General features: G+C 63.0%; 20 protein-coding genes and 1 other RNA gene. 8 read left to right on the top strand and 13 right to left on the bottom strand.

Features of this window, described 5'->3' with window-relative positions; translation table 11 throughout:
• Nucleotides 1-75 precede the first annotated feature (75 nt).
• The 12 genes from QZ332_RS01795 to smpB form a co-directional block, all read right to left on the bottom strand.
• Complete coding sequence (locus tag QZ332_RS01795; protein ID WP_295761598.1) at nucleotides 76-567, bottom strand: hypothetical protein; 492 nt, start codon at nucleotides 565-567, stop codon at nucleotides 76-78.
• Nucleotides 567-755 carry a hypothetical protein gene (locus QZ332_RS01790; RefSeq protein ID WP_295761595.1) on the bottom strand — a complete coding sequence of 63 codons (189 nt, stop codon included), beginning with the start codon at nucleotides 753-755 and terminating at the stop codon, nucleotides 567-569. The genes QZ332_RS01795 and QZ332_RS01790 overlap by 1 nt, the downstream gene beginning before the upstream one ends.
• Nucleotides 756-805: 50 nt before the next feature.
• On the bottom strand, nucleotides 806-1,528 hold the full coding sequence (locus QZ332_RS01785; RefSeq protein WP_295761593.1) for a hypothetical protein: 723 nt from the start codon (nucleotides 1,526-1,528) through the stop codon (nucleotides 806-808).
• Between the two features lie 15 nt (nucleotides 1,529-1,543).
• Nucleotides 1,544-2,080, bottom strand: a complete 537-nt coding sequence (locus QZ332_RS01780) for a hypothetical protein (protein WP_295761591.1) — start codon at nucleotides 2,078-2,080, stop codon at nucleotides 1,544-1,546.
• 326 nt (nucleotides 2,081-2,406) lie between these two features.
• The gene (locus QZ332_RS01775) at nucleotides 2,407-3,183 is read right to left on the bottom strand and encodes a hypothetical protein (RefSeq protein WP_295761588.1); all 777 of its coding nucleotides are present in this window, start codon (nucleotides 3,181-3,183) and stop codon (nucleotides 2,407-2,409) included.
• Nucleotides 3,170-3,655 carry an RNA polymerase sigma factor gene (locus QZ332_RS01770; RefSeq protein ID WP_295761585.1) on the bottom strand — a complete coding sequence of 162 codons (486 nt, stop codon included), beginning with the start codon at nucleotides 3,653-3,655 and terminating at the stop codon, nucleotides 3,170-3,172. The genes QZ332_RS01775 and QZ332_RS01770 overlap by 14 nt, the downstream gene beginning before the upstream one ends.
• A 15-nt stretch (nucleotides 3,656-3,670) precedes the next feature.
• On the bottom strand, nucleotides 3,671-3,958 hold the full coding sequence (locus QZ332_RS01765; protein WP_295761582.1) for a hypothetical protein: 288 nt from the start codon (nucleotides 3,956-3,958) through the stop codon (nucleotides 3,671-3,673).
• A 655-nt stretch (nucleotides 3,959-4,613) separates the two neighbouring features.
• The gene (locus tag QZ332_RS01760; protein ID WP_295761579.1) at nucleotides 4,614-5,081 is read right to left on the bottom strand and encodes an SHOCT domain-containing protein; all 468 of its coding nucleotides are present in this window, start codon (nucleotides 5,079-5,081) and stop codon (nucleotides 4,614-4,616) included.
• Nucleotides 5,082-5,521: 440 nt separating this feature from the next.
• Nucleotides 5,522-5,886, bottom strand: a transfer-messenger RNA (tmRNA) gene (ssrA, locus tag QZ332_RS01755).
• A gap of 445 nt (nucleotides 5,887-6,331) precedes the next feature.
• Nucleotides 6,332-7,090: an SDR family oxidoreductase gene (locus tag QZ332_RS01750; protein WP_295761576.1), complete on the bottom strand. Its 759-nt coding sequence runs from the start codon at nucleotides 7,088-7,090 to the stop codon at nucleotides 6,332-6,334.
• Nucleotides 7,091-7,128: 38 nt separating this feature from the next.
• Nucleotides 7,129-7,656, bottom strand: coding sequence for a peptidylprolyl isomerase (locus tag QZ332_RS01745; RefSeq protein ID WP_295761573.1), 528 nt, complete (start codon nucleotides 7,654-7,656; stop codon nucleotides 7,129-7,131).
• A gap of 43 nt (nucleotides 7,657-7,699) precedes the next feature.
• The gene (gene smpB / locus QZ332_RS01740) at nucleotides 7,700-8,158 is read right to left on the bottom strand and encodes an SsrA-binding protein SmpB (RefSeq protein ID WP_295761570.1); all 459 of its coding nucleotides are present in this window, start codon (nucleotides 8,156-8,158) and stop codon (nucleotides 7,700-7,702) included.
• A gap of 190 nt (nucleotides 8,159-8,348) precedes the next feature.
• Between smpB and QZ332_RS01735 the strand changes: the two genes are divergently transcribed.
• Entirely contained in the window at nucleotides 8,349-8,663 is a 315-nt protein-coding gene (locus QZ332_RS01735) for a TIGR04076 family protein (protein ID WP_295761567.1), read from the top strand.
• Between the two features lie 141 nt (nucleotides 8,664-8,804).
• Here the strand turns inward: QZ332_RS01735 and QZ332_RS01730 are convergent, their stop codons facing one another.
• Nucleotides 8,805-10,901 (bottom strand): 5'-nucleotidase C-terminal domain-containing protein, encoded by a 2,097-nt coding sequence (locus tag QZ332_RS01730; RefSeq protein WP_295761564.1) that lies wholly within the window; start codon nucleotides 10,899-10,901, stop codon nucleotides 8,805-8,807.
• A 507-nt stretch (nucleotides 10,902-11,408) separates the two neighbouring features.
• On the opposite strand from QZ332_RS01730, the gene QZ332_RS01725 reads away from it, so the two are divergent.
• From QZ332_RS01725 to QZ332_RS01695, 7 genes are all read left to right on the top strand, one after another.
• Complete coding sequence (locus tag QZ332_RS01725) at nucleotides 11,409-12,365, top strand: ABC transporter substrate-binding protein (protein WP_295761561.1); 957 nt, start codon at nucleotides 11,409-11,411, stop codon at nucleotides 12,363-12,365.
• A 64-nt stretch (nucleotides 12,366-12,429) separates the two neighbouring features.
• Nucleotides 12,430-13,383, top strand: a complete 954-nt coding sequence (locus tag QZ332_RS01720) for an ABC transporter permease (protein WP_295761558.1) — start codon at nucleotides 12,430-12,432, stop codon at nucleotides 13,381-13,383.
• Entirely contained in the window at nucleotides 13,376-14,170 is a 795-nt protein-coding gene (locus QZ332_RS01715) for an ABC transporter ATP-binding protein (RefSeq protein ID WP_295761555.1), read from the top strand. Before QZ332_RS01720 ends, QZ332_RS01715 begins: the two co-directional genes overlap by 8 nt.
• A gap of 605 nt (nucleotides 14,171-14,775) precedes the next feature.
• Nucleotides 14,776-15,795: an ABC transporter substrate-binding protein gene (locus QZ332_RS01710; protein ID WP_295761552.1), complete on the top strand. Its 1,020-nt coding sequence runs from the start codon at nucleotides 14,776-14,778 to the stop codon at nucleotides 15,793-15,795.
• Nucleotides 15,796-15,823: 28 nt separating this feature from the next.
• A complete protein-coding gene (locus QZ332_RS01705) occupies nucleotides 15,824-16,660 on the top strand; it encodes a fumarylacetoacetate hydrolase family protein (protein ID WP_295761549.1) in 837 nt (278 codons plus the stop codon).
• Nucleotides 16,661-16,818: 158 nt separating this feature from the next.
• Nucleotides 16,819-17,757, top strand: coding sequence for an ABC transporter permease (locus tag QZ332_RS01700; protein ID WP_295761546.1), 939 nt, complete (start codon nucleotides 16,819-16,821; stop codon nucleotides 17,755-17,757).
• Complete coding sequence (locus tag QZ332_RS01695; protein WP_295761543.1) at nucleotides 17,750-18,523, top strand: ABC transporter ATP-binding protein; 774 nt, start codon at nucleotides 17,750-17,752, stop codon at nucleotides 18,521-18,523. The genes QZ332_RS01700 and QZ332_RS01695 overlap by 8 nt, the downstream gene beginning before the upstream one ends.
• Nucleotides 18,524-18,732 lie beyond the last annotated feature (209 nt).

Genomic DNA, 18,732 nt, shown 5'->3' with positions numbered 1-18,732 from the left:
GCTGAGAGGAGCGGCCCCCCATCCTGGGGAGCCGCTCCTCTCCGTATCCATACCCGCTCAAAGCACACGGCGGCGCTATTTCGACTCGAACCCCGCCCAGGTGGTCCGCTCCTCCTCGAAGGACTGCCAAGACAGCCCCGCCCCTTCCACGTCGGCCCAGTCCGGGGACCTGTATCGGACGGTGACGGGCTGACGGGCCATAACGGTCTGCGCCCCGGACCGGAGCGAGATCGTCACATACTCCGTCCCCTCCGGGAGCGGCCCCTCCGGGGAAATGGTCACATACTCCAGCCCGACCGGCAGAAAGACCGGATTGGAGAAGGCGGACAGCTCCGCCTCCAGTCCCATCCCGGACGGGTCGAACGCCTCCCCGCCGAACCCGTTGCAGCCATATCCCTGTTTCTCCGGCGGAGAGGCGATCCGCAGCGCCCGCAGGGCGATCTCCTCCCCGGCGGCCGGGATCGCCCGGATGCGCGCCGGGAAGTCGGCGGCGCGGATAGGCTCGTCCGTGCCCTCCTTCTCCCGGAGCGCGTCGGCGATGTCTTTGAAAAGAGGCTTCAGTCCCATCAGTACGCCTCCTCGACCGCTCCCGTGACGGCCCTGTCGATGGCGGCGTTGACCTGCTCCATCGTGGCGGCGGCCGCCGCCAGCTCCTCCAGGGCCTCCGCCGCCGCTTGGGCCACCTGGGCGGAAAGCTCCCGCGACGCCTCGGCAGCCATCCGCAGGTGTGTCAAATTCGTCAGCTTATCGCTCATCTCTCCCCCTCGCTCACAAGGAGGGGCCCTCCGGTCCCCTCCGATCCGGTTCATCCCTTCGCCCCGAACACCTCATCCAGCATCCCGGCCACCTCCTCGTCCGACGCGAACTCCCCGTGGACCACGTCCTCCGGCTCCGTGTAGACGGCCAGCACCGCGCCGTCGATCTTGATCGTACCGTTGGCCTCTCCGGCCTCCACCTTCGTCGCGCCCTCGGACACGCTGTCCAGCCGGGCCTTGTCCGCGTCGGTGAAGTCGTTGGCGCTCAGGCCCCTGCCCTCTTCCTTCCGGACATAGCCGGACAGATCCACGGACCAGTCGCCCACGCGCTCCACGGCGCCGTCGATGACCATGTACTCGTCGTATCGGTCGCCGGGCGCGCCGCCGGCCTTCCGCACCATGTAGATATACCGATCCGCGTCCGCGGCGGCGGGGGCGATGGCGTCCGCGCTCTCCACGATCTTGCGCTTGAGGTGGTCCGCGGAGGCCACGGCGGCGGCCACCTGCTCCCCGGTCTGGAACCCGCTGTCGTTGTCCAGGTCCGACACCTTGACGGGCACCGCCAGGTCCACCGCCTTATCGATGATGGCCTGTACGGTCCCGTTGACCTTGATCGTGTCGATCGCGTTGGGCTCCCCGCCCACGGTAGTCAGCTCCTCCACCCTGCCGCGCAGGGCCTCCAGCTCGGCCTTCCGGGCAAAGTCGCGGTCGATGCGCTTCGCCAGTTCCTTGAGGGATCTCAGTTTCGTCAGTCTCTCTTCATTGTAAGCCATGTCCGTTCCTCCATTTCAAATATCGTCCCGCGAGGCCCCGAAGACCTCGTCGAGCATCCGCTCCACGTCCTCGTCCCCGGCGGTCTCGCCACCGGCGCCGGGGACGGAAGACAGCAGCTCCCCTCCTGCATAGAGGCCCAGTCCTCCGGACTCCGTGTAGCCCAGCCGGTCCCCCTTCTTCGCCAGCACCTCCTCCCAGATCTCCGGCCTGGGAGGAGCCCCGCCCTCCGGGACGCTGACGCCCGTCAAGACCATCCCCAGATCCGCCCACGCGGTCGGCAGGACGGTCTCCCCGCCCCGGGTCCCGTAGACCCCCGCCTCCAGCCGCTGTCCGCCGGTCGTCAGCACCTCCCAGGGGACGAGGCACTCCCCGCTCTCATCCAGGAGGACCGAGACCGCCTTGTCCCCGCAGCGGAAGACCGCTATCCGTTCCAGGCCCGCCCACTCCCGGGAGAAGCCGAACCGGGCCGTGTAAACGTTGACACTGCCGCTGGTGACCGGCCCCTTCTGCTGGAGGATCAGTTTGTTTTTGTCCGCATACAGGTTGAACATCCAGATGCACCTCCAAAGCTGCATCGAAAAAGCCCCAAGTTGCACGGACCCGTCTAACAAAACACCATTTCCCGGATGCCGCCGGGAAATGGTGTATCCCATCCGGAGAGGACGGCCCCGCCGGGGCCTCGGACGCCCATACGGCAAAAGGGCCCGGTGCCATCGCCAATACCAGGACGCGCCCCCTGCCTGCCCCCGCGCATCCCTGCATGGGGACATCTTCGTGCAAACTTCGAAACAGGCGGGGAAGCCTGAAAAGACTTCCCCGCCTTCATCCCATCGTCAAAGGAGCGCGGGAGGGGCCGCCGGCCCGGCCACCTGACGCGTCACGGTCCTGTCCTCCCGTTCCTCCACCCGTTCCCATGGCCGTCTCCCTGCCCGTGATGCCCCGCTCCCCCGTCATCGCATGACGCGGCGCCATCGCCGCCGGGCGAAAGGCTTTCGATCGACTCCCGGATCTCCCTCATCGTCATGCCCTGCACGGCCTCGCAGGTGACATCCGGATCGAGGAGCTGCAGTTCTAAGAAGGCCCTGTATTTCCCGTGGGAAAGCCCCGCTGCATGGGCGGCGGCAACATCCTCCGGCCGCGCGAAATAACAGTAAGTATTGCTTTGCCCCGCCGTACACGCCGCAACGCCTGAAAGGATGTCCGCCGACCGCTGTCCGTCCGGGCCCACGACCGTGATCGTCATGACTTCGCCTCCGGACAGCAGCGATGTTATGCTGTCATGGCATACTATCCGCTCGACCGCCTCCACATAGTTCTTATATCTTATATCGACAGCATCGGAAAGGTCCATGCCGTCCTCGTTCATCCCGTTCACGAAGATCACCTGGTCGAATCGATTGATGCCCAATTCGACGGAGGGGTTGATATCGATGCTGATCTCCGCTGTGGGCGTGAAGTAGAGCCACCGGCCCCCAAGCACCGCGAGCAGCAGGCACGCACAGGCCGCGGCGCGGACATAGCGCCGGTACTTCCTCGGGGCCGCCCTCCCATAGTCCTGCGTCTTCTCCGCGAGGAACGCTTTGGTGCGGTCCTTCAGTCCTTGCTCTGCCTGTATCGGGCCGAAAAGTTCCTTAAACGTATCATTCATAATCATAGCCACCTCCCAACTTTTCCCTCAGCATCTGTCTGGATCGAGTCAGGAGCGTATAGACCGTATTCACATTTTTGCCCAAGATCCGGCCGATCTGCGGAGCGGTATAGTCTTCAAAATAATGCAGATACACGACATCCCGATATTTCTGAGGCAGGGAGGCCACAGCCTCCCAAACGTCCCGGCGATCCGGAGGCAGCTCCGCCGGATGCTCTCTCACGTCATCCAAGGAGACGGTGCGGCGGCGGAAAAAGCTCTTCAGCAGATCCCTGCAGGCGTTGATGGTGACGCGGATGAACCACGCTTTCTCATGTTCTTCGCTTTCAAACGGAACGGAGCTGAGGACATACTTCAAAAACACGGTTTGAAATATGTCCTCGGTATCCGCATCATTTTTCAAATGTACTGCGCAGAGCCGCCGAACGGTATCGGAATACCGTTCGATGGCCCTGATGGTATCCTGTTCGCTCCGCATGGTCGTCCCGGCCGTTCATCTGCCGCATCCGCCCCGGAAGCCGTGCCCGCGTCCCCCGTGGCATCCGCGCCCGTATCCGGCGCCTTGTCCGGAGGCATAGTTATCGCAGATGCCGTCTCCGTCCGCGTCCACGAACCCCCTGCCGCAGGTCTGGAAGTGGCCCGAGCCGCAGAGATCGCAGATGCCGTCCCCGTCCGCGTCCGAGTAAGCGCACCCGCTGCCGGCATTGTCGCAGATGCCGTCTCCGTCTGCGTCTGCAAAGCAGCGTCCTCCCCCCGGGCCCGCCGCAAATGCGGCCGACATGCACAAGGACAATACGATCGCAGCCGATAAAACTCCAAAAAGCGTCCTTTTCATGGTACTCCTCCGTCATGCTTTTGATAGCCATCCCTGGCTTCACTACTAATACGACCGCCAGGCAGGGATCCATTCAAAAAAACCAAAAATTTTTTCAAAGGCGCGCGCTTGGGGGAAGCGGCACCAAGTCCCCGCATCCAGGCGTTTGCCCGCTCCTCCCGGCCGGGGGGGCGGGCGGAGCGCGATCCCCGACCGAAAGCGAAGAGATCCCCACCATAGCGCAGTTTTCGGCGGAGCCGGAAACGGAGCGTTGGTGGGGATCTCTGAGCTGTCTATTCTTTACAAAAAAATGCGACCTTAAAATCGCAATATAGTGATTTTACACAGCTAAATGAGCTTAAAATGAACAGCTATGTGTGTACAAAACTAATTAGCTTTACTTCTTCTGAAATGCTTACAATAGAATCTTTCAAAGGGTCCCGCAAGTTGGATAGGAAAGAAGAAAAATCCATAAAATTTCCTCCTTATTTTGTTGAGCCGTTTGGGCAGCCTCCCCCACCAAAAAAGAGAAGCACGCAGATGCGTGCTTCTCTTTTTTGTAATTGGCGAACGATATAGATGGGAAGCATCGAAAACCTTGTGTGCTCACATGATATGTAAGTTACATTTTGGACAGCAATTCTGATTTCTTTTTTTGAAATTCCTCTTCTGTTAACACACCAGAATCCTTTAAATCTGCCAACGTTTTAATTTGTGATGGAATATCCATCGTTACTTCTTTATGACTTGAGGAAACTTTCTCATATTGCTCAATCTCTACGGACAACAACCTCATGATATCATTAAAATTATCTTGGTTCTTTCCCCAATCGACCAATCCGTACTTTGATGATGAACCAATCGATATTTCAGAAAGGCCGTCAGGGGTTGGACTGACCGTAATAAGCAAGTTTTCGCCCCAAGATTTCCAAGACACGCCTGTCTTTACTTGAATTGTTCTTGTAGCTGAAGTCGAATCTTTAATGGAGAATCTGTCTGAACGGCCTAATGCGGCCATGAGTGCGGCAAAGGTATCGTCCGGAGAATACTCAACAATTTGCTTCCCAGATGTAGTTGCGTTAAACCCCATAATTTGCACCTCCTCAACACAAGTATACCATTTCATAGTAAAATGTCAACGCCTAACCATGGATTTTGTACTTGCAGGCTGCGGAGGCGTAACCTTGGACGAATGCGTTAATGCGATTGCGCGACTGGGCGAGATGGCTACTTTTGAAGAGGCCTTTGCAGCCCTCGAAGCTGAGCTTGCAGAAACAAGCCTCAGGAGCTCCATATCGCGTCCGAGGTTCCAGGAGTATAAACCCCCAGGGCCCCCTCCCTGAAACACGATACGGGAGACCGTGGAGCTCCTGGGATAGCTCCGGGCTTATCAGCCCCCTCGGACAGGCGCGCGGACCTCCCTAAAACACGACCGCCCAGATCAAACCTGAGCGGTCAAGTCGAGGGCCAGCCAGAACCCATGCCATAAGGCAATGATCTCATAGCTTTGGGTTCGACCAGCAATTTTAATGGTGGAGGTGGCGGGAGTTGAACCCGCGTCCGAAAGCACTTCGACGGGACTTTCTCCGGGCGCAGACGATCATTGCGGAGGTCTTGCTCCTCCTGTTCCCATCACTGACGGCAGACCGTCACGCCGTCAGGTCAGGTGAGCTTCATGATGTGTGGCACGGGCAAAGCTTACCGTACGCACATTTACCGCTAAACGACGCCCTTCCCGGCTCGCGGTCCTTCCGGGTCGGACGGCTGCCTTTAATTAGGCAGCAACAGCAACAGTGTTGTTGTTATTTGATTTATAATTTGCCCGTTTTATGGCGGTCAGGCGCCGCCGCCCGCTTATCCCGCCTCCATACCCCCGTCGAAACCCTTACACCCCCTCGTCGTCGCAAAGTCCGCTCGGCTCCGTCCCCGCCGTCAGCCTTCGGCTGTCGGCGAGGACTGCGCTCGCTCCCTTGCTCCTCCTCTCACACAAAGATCTGCGGATCTTTGCGTGTTTTGGGGGACGAGGGAGACGCCGCATCGCTCCGCTCGCGGTCCTGCATTGGAGATCTGCTTTGGGTCTGCGCTGGTCTTGTCCCTATGGAGGACGGTCTTTTCATTCCTTCCTTGATATTTCCATGTTTCCCTTTATTGGGCCCCTGCCGGCGATCGTGAAGGGATCGGGTGTTCCGCTCCCTTCGCGCTTCGGCGGTCGGCTCCGGAGCCTGCCTTTTGGCCCTCCTTCCCTGCCTATCAATATAGCATATCTCTTCCCCCGTATGTGTTACGATCTCATGACATTTCGGAGCGGGGCCCCTTCCGGGGCCCGCTCCCCTATTATAGTCAAGTCTTCACGAACCTAACCAGCAGCTTGGACGGCGTGACCTTCGCCAGGACCCGGTAGAACTTATACAGCAGCTTCGGCGTATAGATCGTCCGGCCCGCTTTCGCGGCCCGCAGGGCCCCGCCCGCTACCCGCACCTGGTCGCAGTACGGCAGGAACTCGAACGTGCTGGAGTGCCCCGTGATGCCCGCCAGCGGCAGGAACTCCGTATCCATCGGGCCGGGGCACACCGCCGTCACGCTCACCTTGCGGCGGCGCAGCTCCTCGCCCAGGCCCACGGTGAAGGAGGAGACGTACGCCTTCGTCGACGAGTAGACCGTCATGCGGGGGTTCGGGCAGAAGGAGGCGATGGAAGACACGTTCAGGATACGCGCCCCTTCGGGCATGTAGGGGATGGCGATGTTCGTCACGGCCGTCAGCGCCCGGACGTTCAGATCCACCATCCGGATCTGGGAGGCGGTATCCATCTCCCCCACCCGGCCCAGATAGCCGCAGCCCGCACAGTTCACCAGGAGCGCCACCTCCGGTCTCTCCGCCGTCAGGCGCTCCTGGAGGGCGATGAAGCTCATGGGGTCGCACAGGTCCAGCGGCAGGCAGACCGTGGTCTTGCCCGGCAGGCTGATGGACAGGCTCTCCAGCCGGTCCGCCCGGCGGGAGATCAGCCAATAGCATTCGATGTCAGGGAAAACATCCTCGATCTGGCGGGCCAGCTCCCGGCCCAGGCCGGAGGACGCGCCGGTGATGATGGCGGTCTTCATAGGGCGTGCTCCTTCCTTACAGTCCATCCGGCGGGCAATCAGCGGGTCTCCGGCTCCGGGTACTCCGCGCCCTGGGTGTCCACCCGGATGGACTGGATGACCACCGGCTTCTTGGGCTTGTCGTCCCACATGCTCCGGGGGACGCGGGAGATGGCGATGGCGTCGTCCACGCCCTCGGTCACCTGGCCGAAGGCGGCGTAGTCCCCGTCCAGGTGCTCCGCCGGAGCCACCATGATGAAGAACTGGCTCCCCGCCGAGTCGGGGACGTTGGTCCGGGCCATGGACAGGACGCCGGTGACGTGCTTCAGGTCGTTCTGCGCGAAACCGTTGGAGGCGAACTCCCCCTTGATCTCATACCCGGGGCCGCCGGAGCCGGTGCCCTCCGGGTCGCCGCCCTGGATCATGAAGCCCGGGATGATCCGGTGGAAGGTCAGGCCGTCGTAAAAGCCCTTGTTCGCCAGGGAGATGAAGTTGTTCACCGTGTTGGGGGCCTTGTCAGGATAGAGCTCGGCGGTCATCTTTTTGCCGTCCTCCATCAGGATGGTCGCGATGGGATGATCGGACATGTCGGTCGGTTCCTTTCTGTACGTTATTCGATCTCGAATGGGCTCAGCGGACCTTCATGGCCCGGTCAATCTCGCGCTTGGTGTCCCTCTGGGCCATGGCGGCCCGCTTATCGTAGTTCTTCTTGCCCTTGCACAGGCCCACTTCCAGCTTGACGCGGGAGTCCTTGAAGTAGACGGACAGGGGCACCAGGGTATAGCCGTCCTGCTTCACCAGGGCGTGGAGCTTGCGGATCTCCCGCTTGTGCATCAGCAGCCGCCGGACGCGGACGGGGTCCTTATTGAAGATGTTGCCCTTCTCATAGGGGGAGATGTGCATCCCATGGATGAAGAGCTCCCCGTCCTTCACGGAGCAATAGGAGTCTTTCAGGTTCAGCGTCCCGGCCCGGATGGACTTGACCTCCGTGCCGGCCAGCTCGATGCCCGCCTCGTATCGGTCCTCCACGTAATAGTCGTGGTGGGCCTTCCGGTTCTGCGCGGCGATCTTGACGCCTTTCTTTTCCATCGCGGCCACCTCCTCGAAGAGATCTTCCCCAGTCTTACCAGGATCTATTATACCACGCTTTCCTCCTCCAGGCAAGGGTGGATCGGGGCGGAAAACGTCCGCTCCTCATTTTGCAGGACCAAGTTGAAACGGGCGCGGATCTGTGATAAGATCGGATCGTCATAGTTCGTGTCTAAGGAGGAGCGGTACGATGAAGGGATGCAGGCTGACCATATTGAAGACCACCTTACAGGAAGATCTGGCAAAGGAGTACGGGATCCCCGGGCTTTCCACCTGCCCGCTCATGAAGGAGGGCCAGGTCTTCTATTCCAGCTACGCCAAGCCGGACGGCTTCTGCGACGAGGCGTGGAAGGCCGTTTACCAATATGTGTTCGCCCTGGCGAACGGATCGGAGGGATGGTACGACGATACCTGGATCGATCCGAAGCATAAAGGAGTGGCGATCTGCTCCTGCAACGACGGGCTGCGCCCGGTCATCATCAAGATCGAGCGGGTCGAAGGATAGGCGGCCGCCTCGGGACCGCCCGCCGGGAGCGGCACGGACTGCCCGCCGGCCGCACGAAAAACAGCGGGCCGATGGCCCGCTGTTTTCGCGTCTTTCAAAGGATCTTGGGACCGCCCTTCGAGCCGTCCCCCCCCCGGCCGCTTACGCCGCGGGGATCGTCAGGACCTGGCCGATCTGGATGGAGGCGGGGTCCTTGACGGAAGACTGGTTGGCGGCGTAAATGACGCCCCACTTGGTCCCGGTGCCATAGGCCGCCTGCGCGATGCTCCACAGGCAGTCGCCGGACTTGACGGTGTAGGTGCCCTCCGCTGCGGCGGGGACAGGTGCGGGCTCCGGCTCAGGAGCAGGTGCGGGCTCCGGCTCAGGAGCAGGAGCGGGCTCCGGCTCAGGAGCGGGCGCGGGCTCCGGTTCGGGAGCGGGCGCGGGCTCCGGTTCGGGAGCGGGCGCGGGCTCCGGCGTCTCCTCCTCCAGGGCGGGCAGGAGGCCCGCGGCCCGCAGGGCGGGACCGTTCAGGGAGGCGATGTTGGGCGTGCGCCCATCCTCGCTGGTGGGGATCTGGATCTCGCCGGAGCGGACCTTCTCATAGATCAGATCCTTCTGGGGATCGTCCAGATCCGCGCCCACGATCTTCCAGTTGTTGTCCACCTCGGGCATCAGGGGGCCGTCCAGGGACTCCACGTACTCGGTGATCATATCCCGGACCGCGCCGCCCTCATAGACCACGTCGGACTCGTTGATGAGCCCCGCGGACACCAGGCCGCCGTAGCGGTAGTTGTTCAGGGCCAGGATCATGGTCTCGTCGTCGGTCATGGGATGGCCCTTATAGACCACGTTCTGGATGCGGGACCCGACGGGCTTGGAGATGTCGATCTCGTAGTCCAGGCCCGCGAACATATCGTAGTTGTACAGGCGGATGTTGGGGTCGAAGCTGATGGTCACGTCGCCGGGCTGGTACTGGTTGAAGAAGCTGCCCGCTTTTTCTTCCATGATGGCCTTCATCTGCTTGCCGGTGACCTTGACGCCGTAGAGGGTGTTGTCGTACTTATAGATCTTCACGCTGTCCCGGTGCAGGAAGGGACCGGCCTGGAGGTTGGAGGTCGCGTCGAACAGCGCGGCCAGGGACACGTCGGCCCCGGCGTTCAGCATCTGGACCTTGTTCACAAGATCGGTGACGGCGTCGTCCTCCAGCACGGCGGAGGGGATGCCGGGCAGGACCTCGATCGGGTCGATGAAGGTCTCGCCCACGGTGCCGACCTCGCGGGAGGCCAGCTCCAGGCTCTTCTCATGGAGGCCCTGGAACTCCTTCAGGAAGTCGGGGTCCGGCGTGGCAGCGGCGCACTCGAGGAGCCCGCCCTCGGCGGAATCGACGGTCCAGCCGTCGCCGTCGGCCTTCAGGGTCAGGGTGACCTTGCCGACGAACTCGCCGTTGCTGCCGGGCTCCAGGACGGGGATACCGCCGATGGTCTCGTCCACCTTGGCGTGGGCGTGACCGATGAACAGCGCGTCCATCCGCTCGCCGTAAGCCTCGGCCACTTCCCGCATGCCGGCGCAGCCGTACTCGCCGTCCAGGCCGTAGTGGACGGAACCGACGATGACGTCGGCCTGGCCCTCCAGCTCGTCCAGGATCTTGCCGATCTCCTCCATGGGCTCGGAGATCTTCATGTTGTCATAGTGTCCGGGGTCGGACTTCTCCCACTGGGGGATGTGGGGGGCGTCCACGCCGAAGACCGCCACCTTCACGCCGTCCACGTCGAAGATGTGGTAGGCGTCGATCCAGCGGGTGCCGTCGTCCTTGTAGAAGTTGCCGCCCAGGACGGTGCCCTCGAACTCGTCGATCTTCTTCTGGGTGTACTTGAAGTCGAAGTTGAACTCGTGGTTGCCCAGGGTCCAGGCGTCATAGCCCAGGTAGTTCAGGGCGTGGATCATGGGATCGGGCTCTTCGTCCAGGAAGGACTGGATGTAGTTGGCCTGGGTGGTGTCGCCGGTGTCCAGCAGGAGCAGGTCCGGGTCCGCCTCCCGCTCCGCCTTGATGATGGCGGCGGCGTGGGCCAGGCTGGTCTTGTTCTCCTTATTGGAAGCGTAATCGAAGGGGTTCACCATGCCGTGCAGGTCGCTGGTCTGGAGGATGGTGACGGTCTTCTCCCCCTCCTCCGCCGCCAGAGCGGGGACGGACAGGCCCGCCAGCATCGCTGCGGCCAGCAGCAGGGCAAGGATCTGCTTGCGCGCGGTCTTTCGCATAAAATGACCTCCTATGTTTGATCTCCTCTTCCGCGAGGGCTGAGCGATTTTATTATACGACACTCCTCGGCACATTGCAATAGAGGCTGGGAAAGATTTTTCCGCTTTTTTGGAGGAATGGCACAAAGTTCCCGGGAACTCCTGGAAACGCAGGGCATCCTGCCCAGGCCGCCTCCCGGCGCGGCGGCGGCGGGAGGCGCGGATCTTGTTGAAAATGACGATTGACTTCACCCCTTTAAAGCTGTATAGTGACAAAGTCCCTGAGACCGCCGCCCTGCCGGCCTGCCGAAGAGAGGAGCTCCTGTCATGCGCAGCATCACATCCTCCATCCAGAACGTCTATTTCCGCTTTACGAAGGTCCGCTATGCGGGCCGTTTTGAGCGTGGGAAAAAGACGTCCGGCTGAACAGGCGACCGTTTTTGTATGGAAAGCGGCTCTGTCTACGGACAGGGCCGCTTTTTATAGCGTCCTCCCAAAACGACATTGAAAACAAGGAGATCGATGACTATGAAGAAGAAACTGCTTGCACTGATCCTGGCGGGCGTCATGACGCTCAGCCTCGCCGCCTGCGGCGGCTCCGGCGGCAAAAAGGTCTATGAGGTGGGCATCTCCCAGTTCGTGACCCACGACGCGCTGGACACCGCCACCCAGGGCTTCATCGACGCCATGAACGACAAACTGGGCGAGGACGGCTGGCACTACGATCTTCAGAACGCCGCCAACGACCCCGCGACCTGCGCCACCATCGCGAACTCCTTCGTGTCCAAAAACGTGGATCTGATCATGGCCAACGCCACCCCGGCCGTCCAGGCGGCGGCCGCCGCCACCGGCAGCATCCCCATCCTGGGCACCTCCGTCACGGAGTACGGCGTGGCCTTCGGCATCGAAAACTTCTCCGGCGTCCTGGGCACCAACGTCTCCGGCACCTCCGACCTGGCCCCCCTGGACCAGCAGGCGCAGATGATCCACGACTGGTACCCCGACGCCAAAGACATCGGCCTGCTCTACTGCTCCAACGAGCCGAACAGCCAGTACCAGGTGGATACCGTCCAAAGCCTGCTGGAGGGCATGGGCTATACCTGCACCCAGTATGCCTTCTCGGATTCCAACGACGTGGCCGCCGTCTGCCAGACCGCCGCGGACGCCAGCGACGTGCTCTATGTCCCCACCGACAACACCGCCGCTTCCAACACCCCGATCATCGACAACATCTGCCACGGGAACATCCCCGTCTTCTGCGGGGAAGAGGGCATCTGCGCCGGCTGCGGCGTGGCCACCCTGTCCATCAGCTACTACGACATCGGCTATAAGACCGGCGAGATGGCGGCGGACATCCTGGTGAACGGGGCCGACGTCTCCGCCATGCCCATCGAGTACGCCCCCGAGTTCGTCAAGAAGTACAACGCCCCCATGTGCGAGGCGCTGGGCATCACCGTCCCCGAGGGCTATGAGGCCATCGGCTGAACGGTCCTCCGCCGCGCGGCGCGGCCTATAAAATCTTCCCATACATCGAGAGGGGTTTGCGACCATGCTGAATTTCATCGGCGCACTGCCGGGGGCCGTCTCCCAGGGGCTGATCTGGGGCATCATGGCCATCGGCGTCTATATCACCTATAAGATCCTCGACATCGCCGACCTGACGGTGGACGGTTCGTTCTGCACCGGCGGCGCCGTTTTCGTCGTGCTGTTCAGCTCTGGCGCCGGTCTTTGGACGGCGCTGCTGGCGGCGCTGGGAGCGGGGCTGCTGGCGGGGCTGGTCACGGGACTGCTGCACACGGCCTGCGGCATCCCGGCCATCCTGGCGGGCATCCTGACCCAGCTGGGCCTGTGGTCCGTCAACCTGGCCATCATGGGCATGAAGGCCAACGTGGCCATCAACGTCACCGATCCCGCCAATCTGGACCGGCTGCTGGTGTCCCTCCGCTTCGTCCAGGACGTGGCGAAGGGGACCCGGCCCTTCTACCGTCACCCCATCCTGGTGGTGGGCGTATCCTCCCTGGCGATCATCCTGGTGCTGTACTGGTTCTTCGGGACGGAGCTGGGCGCGGCCCTCCGGGCCACCGGCGCGAACCCCAGCATGGCCCGGGCCCAGGGCATCGATACCGACACCGGCAAGGTGCTGGGCCTGATGATCTCCAACGGGCTGGTGGCCCTCTCCGGGGCCCTGCTCAGCCAGTATCAGAGCTTCGCGGACTCCAGCATGGGCAAAGGCGCCATCGTCATCGGCCTGGCGGCCGTCATCATCGGCCAGGTGGTCTTCGGCCGCATCTTCCGCAACTTCGCCTTCAAGATGCTGGCGGTGTCCCTGGGCTCGGTGATCTACTACGCGGTGATCCAGGCGGTGGTGAGCCTGAGCAACATCAACACGAACTACCTCAAACTGATCTCCGCCTCGATCGTGGCGGTGTTCCTGGCGATCCCCTATTGGAAGGGGAAGTATTTCCACGCCAAGGCCAAGACCGGAGGTGCCCGCCATGCTTGAGATCAAAGAGATCTGTAAGACCTTCAACCCCGGCACGGTCAATGAGAAGCAGGCCCTGCGGGGCGTGAGCCTGACGCTGAACGACGGGGATTTCTGCACCGTCATCGGCGGCAACGGCGCGGGCAAGTCCACCATGCTGAACGCCGTGGCGGGCACTTGGACCGTGGACGCCGGGACCATCTCCATCGGCGGCGTGGACGTGACCCACCTGCCGGAGCACAAGCGCGCCCCTTATATCGGCCGGGTGTTCCAGGACCCCATGCTGGGCACCGCGCCGACGATGCAGATCCTGGAGAACCTGGCGCTGGCCGCCCGCCGGGGGCAGCGCCGGGGCCTGCGCTGGGGCGTGACCCGCGCGGAGAAGGAGGCGTATCAGGCGATGCTCAAGGGCCTGGACCTGGGCCTGGAGGACCGGCTGACCAGCAAGGTGGGCCTCCTCTCCGGGGGCCAGCGCCAGGCACTGACGCTGCTGATGGCCTCCCTGAAAAAGCCCAAGCTCCTGCTCCTGGACGAGCACACCGCCGCCCTGGACCCCAAGACCGCGGCAAAGGTGCTGGAGCTGTCGGACCGCATCGTGGCGGAGAGCCGGCTGACCACCATGATGGTCACCCACAACATGCGGGACGCCATCCAGCACGGGAACCGGCTCATCATGATGTACGACGGGAAGATCGTCATCGACGTTTCCGGCGAGGAGAAGAAAAAGCTGACCGTGCCCCAGCTCCTGGAGCTGTTCAACAAGGTCAGCGGCTCCGACGAGGCGGACGATAAGCTCCTGCTGTCGTGAGCGGCATCCGTGGGGCGGGGCGGATCGTCCCGCCCCGCGGCCTTTCAAAAACGCTTCCTGGCGGGCCCCGCCCCCTGCTTCCCTGCCGGTGGGATCTCCCCGTTTTTCGGCGGGACGGACATAGGGGGCCCGAATGGCTTTCCCGATTTAAAGCGTTTTTGTAGAAAATGACAGTTGACATCCCCGCCGGCGGTGCGTATAATGCAAAGTGATCAAGGGAAACCTGTGAGCGAGAGAAGTAACCGGGAAGGTGAGCCGTTCAGAGAGCCGCGGAGGGTGAGATCGCGGCGGGCAGCGTTCCGGCGAATGGACTCGTGAGGGCGGAGCGAACGGCTGGAAAGCCCAGTAGCGGCCGACGGGGACCGCACCCGTTACCAGCGCGGCGCGTATGGAGTACGCGAGACGAGCGGGCGCTTATGCGTCAACTTGGGTGGTACCGCAGGATGGAAGTCTTGTCCCAAATCTGGGACGGGGCTTTTTTATTTTGGTTTCCCGGAAGGAGACGGAGCACATGAGATCACTGACGAAACGATGGCGGGGCCGGGACCACGCTTTCCCCCTGGCCGATATCCAGCTTTTAAAACGATGATGAAGGAGATACTACCATGAAAAACCTGAAGACTTTTGCCTCCCTGCTTTTGACCCTGGCCCTGATCCTGGCCCTGGCCGCCTGCGGCGGCAAGGACGGCCCCTCCGAAAACGGGGGCGGCTCCTCCTCCGGCGGCGGCGGGAGCGAGGTGAGATACCACATCGGCATCTCCCAGTTTGGCGAGCACGGCTCCCTGGACAACTGCCGCGCCGGCTTCCTCCAGGGGCTGGAAGAGGCCGGGCTGACGGAAGGCACGGACTTCGAGGTCCATTATGAGAACGCCAGCTTCGACGCGAACCTGGCCACCCAGATCGGCACCACCTTCTCCGCCGAGAACGTGGACATGATGGTCGCCATCGCCACCCCCTCCGCCACGGCCTGCTTCGCCGCCGCCGAGGACAAGGACATCCCCGTGGTCTTCACCGCCATCACCGACCCCGTGGGCGCGAAGCTGGACTCCGGCAACATCACCGGCACCTCCGACGTGCTCCCCGTGGCGGGCCAGCTCCAGCTGATTCGGGACCTCCAGCCCGAGGCCAAGTCCGTTGGCATCGTCTACACCACCAGCGAGGACAACTCCATCTACTCCATCGGCATCTATGAGGACCTGGCACAGGAGTACGGCTTCACCATCGAGACCGTGGGCGTGGCCGAGCAGGCCGAGGTCACCCAGGCCGTCGACACCCTGATCGCCCGGGGCGTGGACTGCATCTCCAACCTGACGGACAACACCGTCGTGGGCGTCCTCCCCGCCATCCTGGAGAAGACCAACGACGCCGGCATCCCCGTCTACGGCTCCGAGGTCGAGCAGGTGAAGCTGGGCTGCGTCGCGGGCGCGGGCCTGGACTATATCAAGCTGGGCATCCAGACCGGCCAGATGGCCGCGAAGATCCTCCGGGGCGAAGCCACCTGCCAGGACACCCCCTATGAGATCATCGAGAACTTCGACCTCTATATCAACCCCGAGTCCCTCAGCGCCATGGGCATCGCCGTCCCCGGCAGCGTGTCCTCCGCCGCGATCGACGTCACGAAATGACCGCCGGGATATGTGAAGGAGGGTCCTTATGAAACTGGTCACCTGTCTCCACGAGGGGACTGAGCGCGTCGGCGCGCTCACGGGGGACGGCGTCGTCTTCCTGCCCTATCCCGACATGGACGCCCTCATCGAGGACTTCCCCCGCGCGGCCCCTGCCGCCGGCAGGCCCGTCCCCCTGGAGGACGTGACCCTCCTGGCCCCCATCCCCCGGCCCCGGCAGGACGTGATCTGCCTGGGCATGAACTACCGGGACCACGAGGAGGAGGCGGCGAAGTACGACTCCGCCGCCTTCACCAAGGAGCGCCCCTCGGCGGTCTATTTCTCCAAACGGGTCAGCCGCGCCGGGGACCCGGACGGCGTCATCCCCCGGTACGAGGGCCTGGTGGCACGCCTGGACTACGAGGCCGAGCTGGCCGTCATCATCGGCAGGACCGCGAAGGACGTGAAGGCGGCGGAGGCGGGCGGATACGTCTTCGGCTACACGGTCCTGAACGACGTCTCCGCCCGAGACCTCCAGACCGGGCACAAGCAGTGGTACTTCGGCAAGAGCCTGGACGGCTTCACCCCCATGGGGCCCTGCATCCTCACGGCGGACGAGACCGCGTTCCCCCCGGCGCTGGAGATCTCCGCCTCGGTCAACGGGGAGCTCCGCCAGTCGTCCAACACCCGCCTGCTGATCCACGGCGTCGCCGAGATCATCGAGGAGCTCTCCGCCGGGATGACCCTGCTGCCGGGGACCATCATCGCCACCGGCACCCCGGCGGGCGTCGGCATGGGCTTCGACCCGCCCAGGTTCCTGGGCGCCGGGGACGTGGTGGAGTGCTCCATCCAGGGCATCGGCTCCCTGCGGAGCACCGTCCGCTGATACCGACAGGCAAGTCCGGGCGCATCGGGCCGATGCGTCCGGGCCCGGCGGCGGACGGCCGCCGCCGGCCGCATCCGCGGCCCTGCCTTGTGCTCCATAGTGGATGGAGCGCGCTTCTCAGCTTTATCCGCTCTATCAAATCGTAGGAGGCGTCCGTCATGCTGGACCTGCTCATCAGCACCCTGACCCAGGGGCTGATCTACGCGCTGATCTCCTTCGGCGTTTATATCACTTACTCGATCCTGGACTTCCCCGACCTGGGCGTGGACGGCACCTTCCCCCTGGGGGCCGCCGTGACAGCGGTGCTGCTGACGCAGGGCGTGGACGCCTGGCTGACCCTGCCCATCGCCATGGCGGTGGGGGCCCTGGCGGGCCTCTTCACCGGCTTCGTCCACGTCCGGCTGGGGGTGCGGAACATCCTGGCGGGCATCATCACCATGACCGCCCTGTTCTCCATCAACCTCCAGATCGCCGGATCCAACCTGACGGTGGACCGGGGGACGGACACCATCTTCACCTCCGCCCCCGTCATGGCCCTGCTGGGGGATCTGACGCTGATGGGGCGGAAGCTGGTGGTCTCCCTCGTCCTGGTGCTGGCGGTGAAGCTGGCGCTGGACGCCTATTTCAAGACGAAATCCGGCCTGCTCCTCCGGGCCGTGGGCGACAACGCGGGCCTCGTCACCACGCTGGCCCAGGACCGGGGCGCGGTGAAGCTGCTGGGCCTGGTCATCTCCAACGCCCTGGTCGCCCTGGGCGGCTGCGTGGTGGTCCACGAGCAGCGGAGCTTCTCCGCCACCATGGGCACCGGCCAGCTGGTCTACGGACTGGCGGCGGTGGTCATCGGCGTGTCGCTGATGAACTTCTACGCCGCCTCCCCGGCGGCGCGGGCCCTGCGGAAGAAGAAGGTCCTGCGGGCCCTGTCTTCTCCCGCCGGGACCACGGCGGTCATCCTGGGCAGCATCCTCTACAAGCTCTGCGTCCAGGCGGCGCTGAGCGCGGGACTGCCCGCCAACATGATGAAGCTGGTGACGGCGGCGCTGTTCCTGCTGGTGCTGGTGCTTTCGGGACGGAAGGGAGAGGAGATCATCCATGCTTGAGCTGCGGGACGTGACGAAGACCTATAACGCCGGGACGGTGACGGAACAGACGCTGTTCCGGGGCTTCTCCCTGACGGTGGAGGAAGGCCAGTTCGTGGCCATCGTGGGGAGCAACGGCAGCGGCAAGACCTCCATGCTGAACATCATCTGCGGCTCCATCCCCATCGAGGGGGGCGACGTGCTGGTGGACGGCCGGAGCATCTCCAAGCTGAAGGACTTCCGGCGCTACGCCAGCATGGGCCGGGTGTATCAAGATCCCTCGGCGGGGACCTGCCCGAACCTGACCATGCTGGAGAACCTCTCCCTGGCGGACAACAAGGGCCGGCCCTTCCGCCTGGGCCGGGCCGTGGACCGGAAGCGGATCGACGGCTACCGGGAGCAGCTCCGCTCCCTGGGGCTGGGGCTGGAGGAGAAGCTGGATGTGAAGATGGGCTCCCTCTCCGGGGGCCAGCGGCAGGCCGTCGCCTTGCTGATGGCCACCATGACCCCCCTGCGCTTCCTCATCCTCGACGAGCACACGGCGGCCCTGGACCCCAAGACGGCGGACGCCGTCATGGTGCTGACGGACAAGGTGATCCGGGAGAAGAAGCTCACCGCCGTGATGGTGACCCACAACCTCCGCTACGCCGTGGAGTACGGCGACCGGATCTTGATGATGGACCAGGGCCACGTGGTCCTGGACCGGGCCGGGGCGGAGAAGAAGGACACCTCTATGGCGGACATCCTGTCGATGTTCAATAAGATCTCGATGGCATCCGGCAGCTGAAAGCTTATTCACGAAAAACGAGAGGGGCCCTTGGGGCAGCTCCCGTAAAGAAGCCGATACCCGCTGAAAAACGCTTGTTTTTCAGCGGGTATCGGTTTATAATGTATGATCGTTCAGACGGCAAAGGGAGGTCATTCCATATGGACTTTTTTAAGCATATGCGGCGCCAGAAAACCGGCGTTCGTCCCCACCAAATCATCTTTGAGAAA

The sequence above is a fragment of the uncultured Oscillibacter sp. genome, from assembly GCF_910584465.1.
Classification (GTDB): domain Bacteria; phylum Bacillota; class Clostridia; order Oscillospirales; family Oscillospiraceae; genus Oscillibacter.
This window is presented reverse-complemented; position numbering and strand designations above follow the sequence as displayed.

Bases quoted from the DNA above. Each gene is read 5' to 3' on its own strand.
- QZ332_RS01695 (WP_295761543.1), top strand. From the start codon at position 17,750: ATGCTTGAGCTGCGGGACGTGACGAAGACCTATAACGCCGGGACGGTG.
- QZ332_RS01745 (WP_295761573.1), bottom strand. From the start codon at position 7,656: ATGTCCGATCATCCCATCGCGACCATCCTGATGGAGGACGGCAAAAAG.
- QZ332_RS01700 (WP_295761546.1), top strand. From the start codon at position 16,819: ATGCTGGACCTGCTCATCAGCACCCTGACCCAGGGGCTGATCTACGCG.
- QZ332_RS01775 (WP_295761588.1), bottom strand. From the start codon at position 3,183: ATGATTATGAATGATACGTTTAAGGAACTTTTCGGCCCGATACAGGCA.
- QZ332_RS01790 (WP_295761595.1), bottom strand. From the start codon at position 755: ATGAGCGATAAGCTGACGAATTTGACACACCTGCGGATGGCTGCCGAG.
- QZ332_RS01750 (WP_295761576.1), bottom strand. From the start codon at position 7,090: ATGAAGACCGCCATCATCACCGGCGCGTCCTCCGGCCTGGGCCGGGAG.
- QZ332_RS01730 (WP_295761564.1), bottom strand. From the start codon at position 10,901: ATGCGAAAGACCGCGCGCAAGCAGATCCTTGCCCTGCTGCTGGCCGCA.
- QZ332_RS01710 (WP_295761552.1), top strand. From the start codon at position 14,776: ATGAAAAACCTGAAGACTTTTGCCTCCCTGCTTTTGACCCTGGCCCTG.
- smpB (WP_295761570.1), bottom strand. From the start codon at position 8,158: ATGGAAAAGAAAGGCGTCAAGATCGCCGCGCAGAACCGGAAGGCCCAC.
- QZ332_RS01770 (WP_295761585.1), bottom strand. From the start codon at position 3,655: ATGCGGAGCGAACAGGATACCATCAGGGCCATCGAACGGTATTCCGAT.
- QZ332_RS01715 (WP_295761555.1), top strand. From the start codon at position 13,376: ATGCTTGAGATCAAAGAGATCTGTAAGACCTTCAACCCCGGCACGGTC.
- QZ332_RS01735 (WP_295761567.1), top strand. From the start codon at position 8,349: ATGAAGGGATGCAGGCTGACCATATTGAAGACCACCTTACAGGAAGAT.
- QZ332_RS01795 (WP_295761598.1), bottom strand. From the start codon at position 567: ATGGGACTGAAGCCTCTTTTCAAAGACATCGCCGACGCGCTCCGGGAG.
- QZ332_RS01765 (WP_295761582.1), bottom strand. From the start codon at position 3,958: ATGTCGGCCGCATTTGCGGCGGGCCCGGGGGGAGGACGCTGCTTTGCA.
- QZ332_RS01760 (WP_295761579.1), bottom strand. From the start codon at position 5,081: ATGGGGTTTAACGCAACTACATCTGGGAAGCAAATTGTTGAGTATTCT.
- QZ332_RS01780 (WP_295761591.1), bottom strand. From the start codon at position 2,080: ATGTTCAACCTGTATGCGGACAAAAACAAACTGATCCTCCAGCAGAAG.
- QZ332_RS01705 (WP_295761549.1), top strand. From the start codon at position 15,824: ATGAAACTGGTCACCTGTCTCCACGAGGGGACTGAGCGCGTCGGCGCG.
- QZ332_RS01720 (WP_295761558.1), top strand. From the start codon at position 12,430: ATGCTGAATTTCATCGGCGCACTGCCGGGGGCCGTCTCCCAGGGGCTG.
- QZ332_RS01725 (WP_295761561.1), top strand. From the start codon at position 11,409: ATGAAGAAGAAACTGCTTGCACTGATCCTGGCGGGCGTCATGACGCTC.
- QZ332_RS01785 (WP_295761593.1), bottom strand. From the start codon at position 1,528: ATGGCTTACAATGAAGAGAGACTGACGAAACTGAGATCCCTCAAGGAA.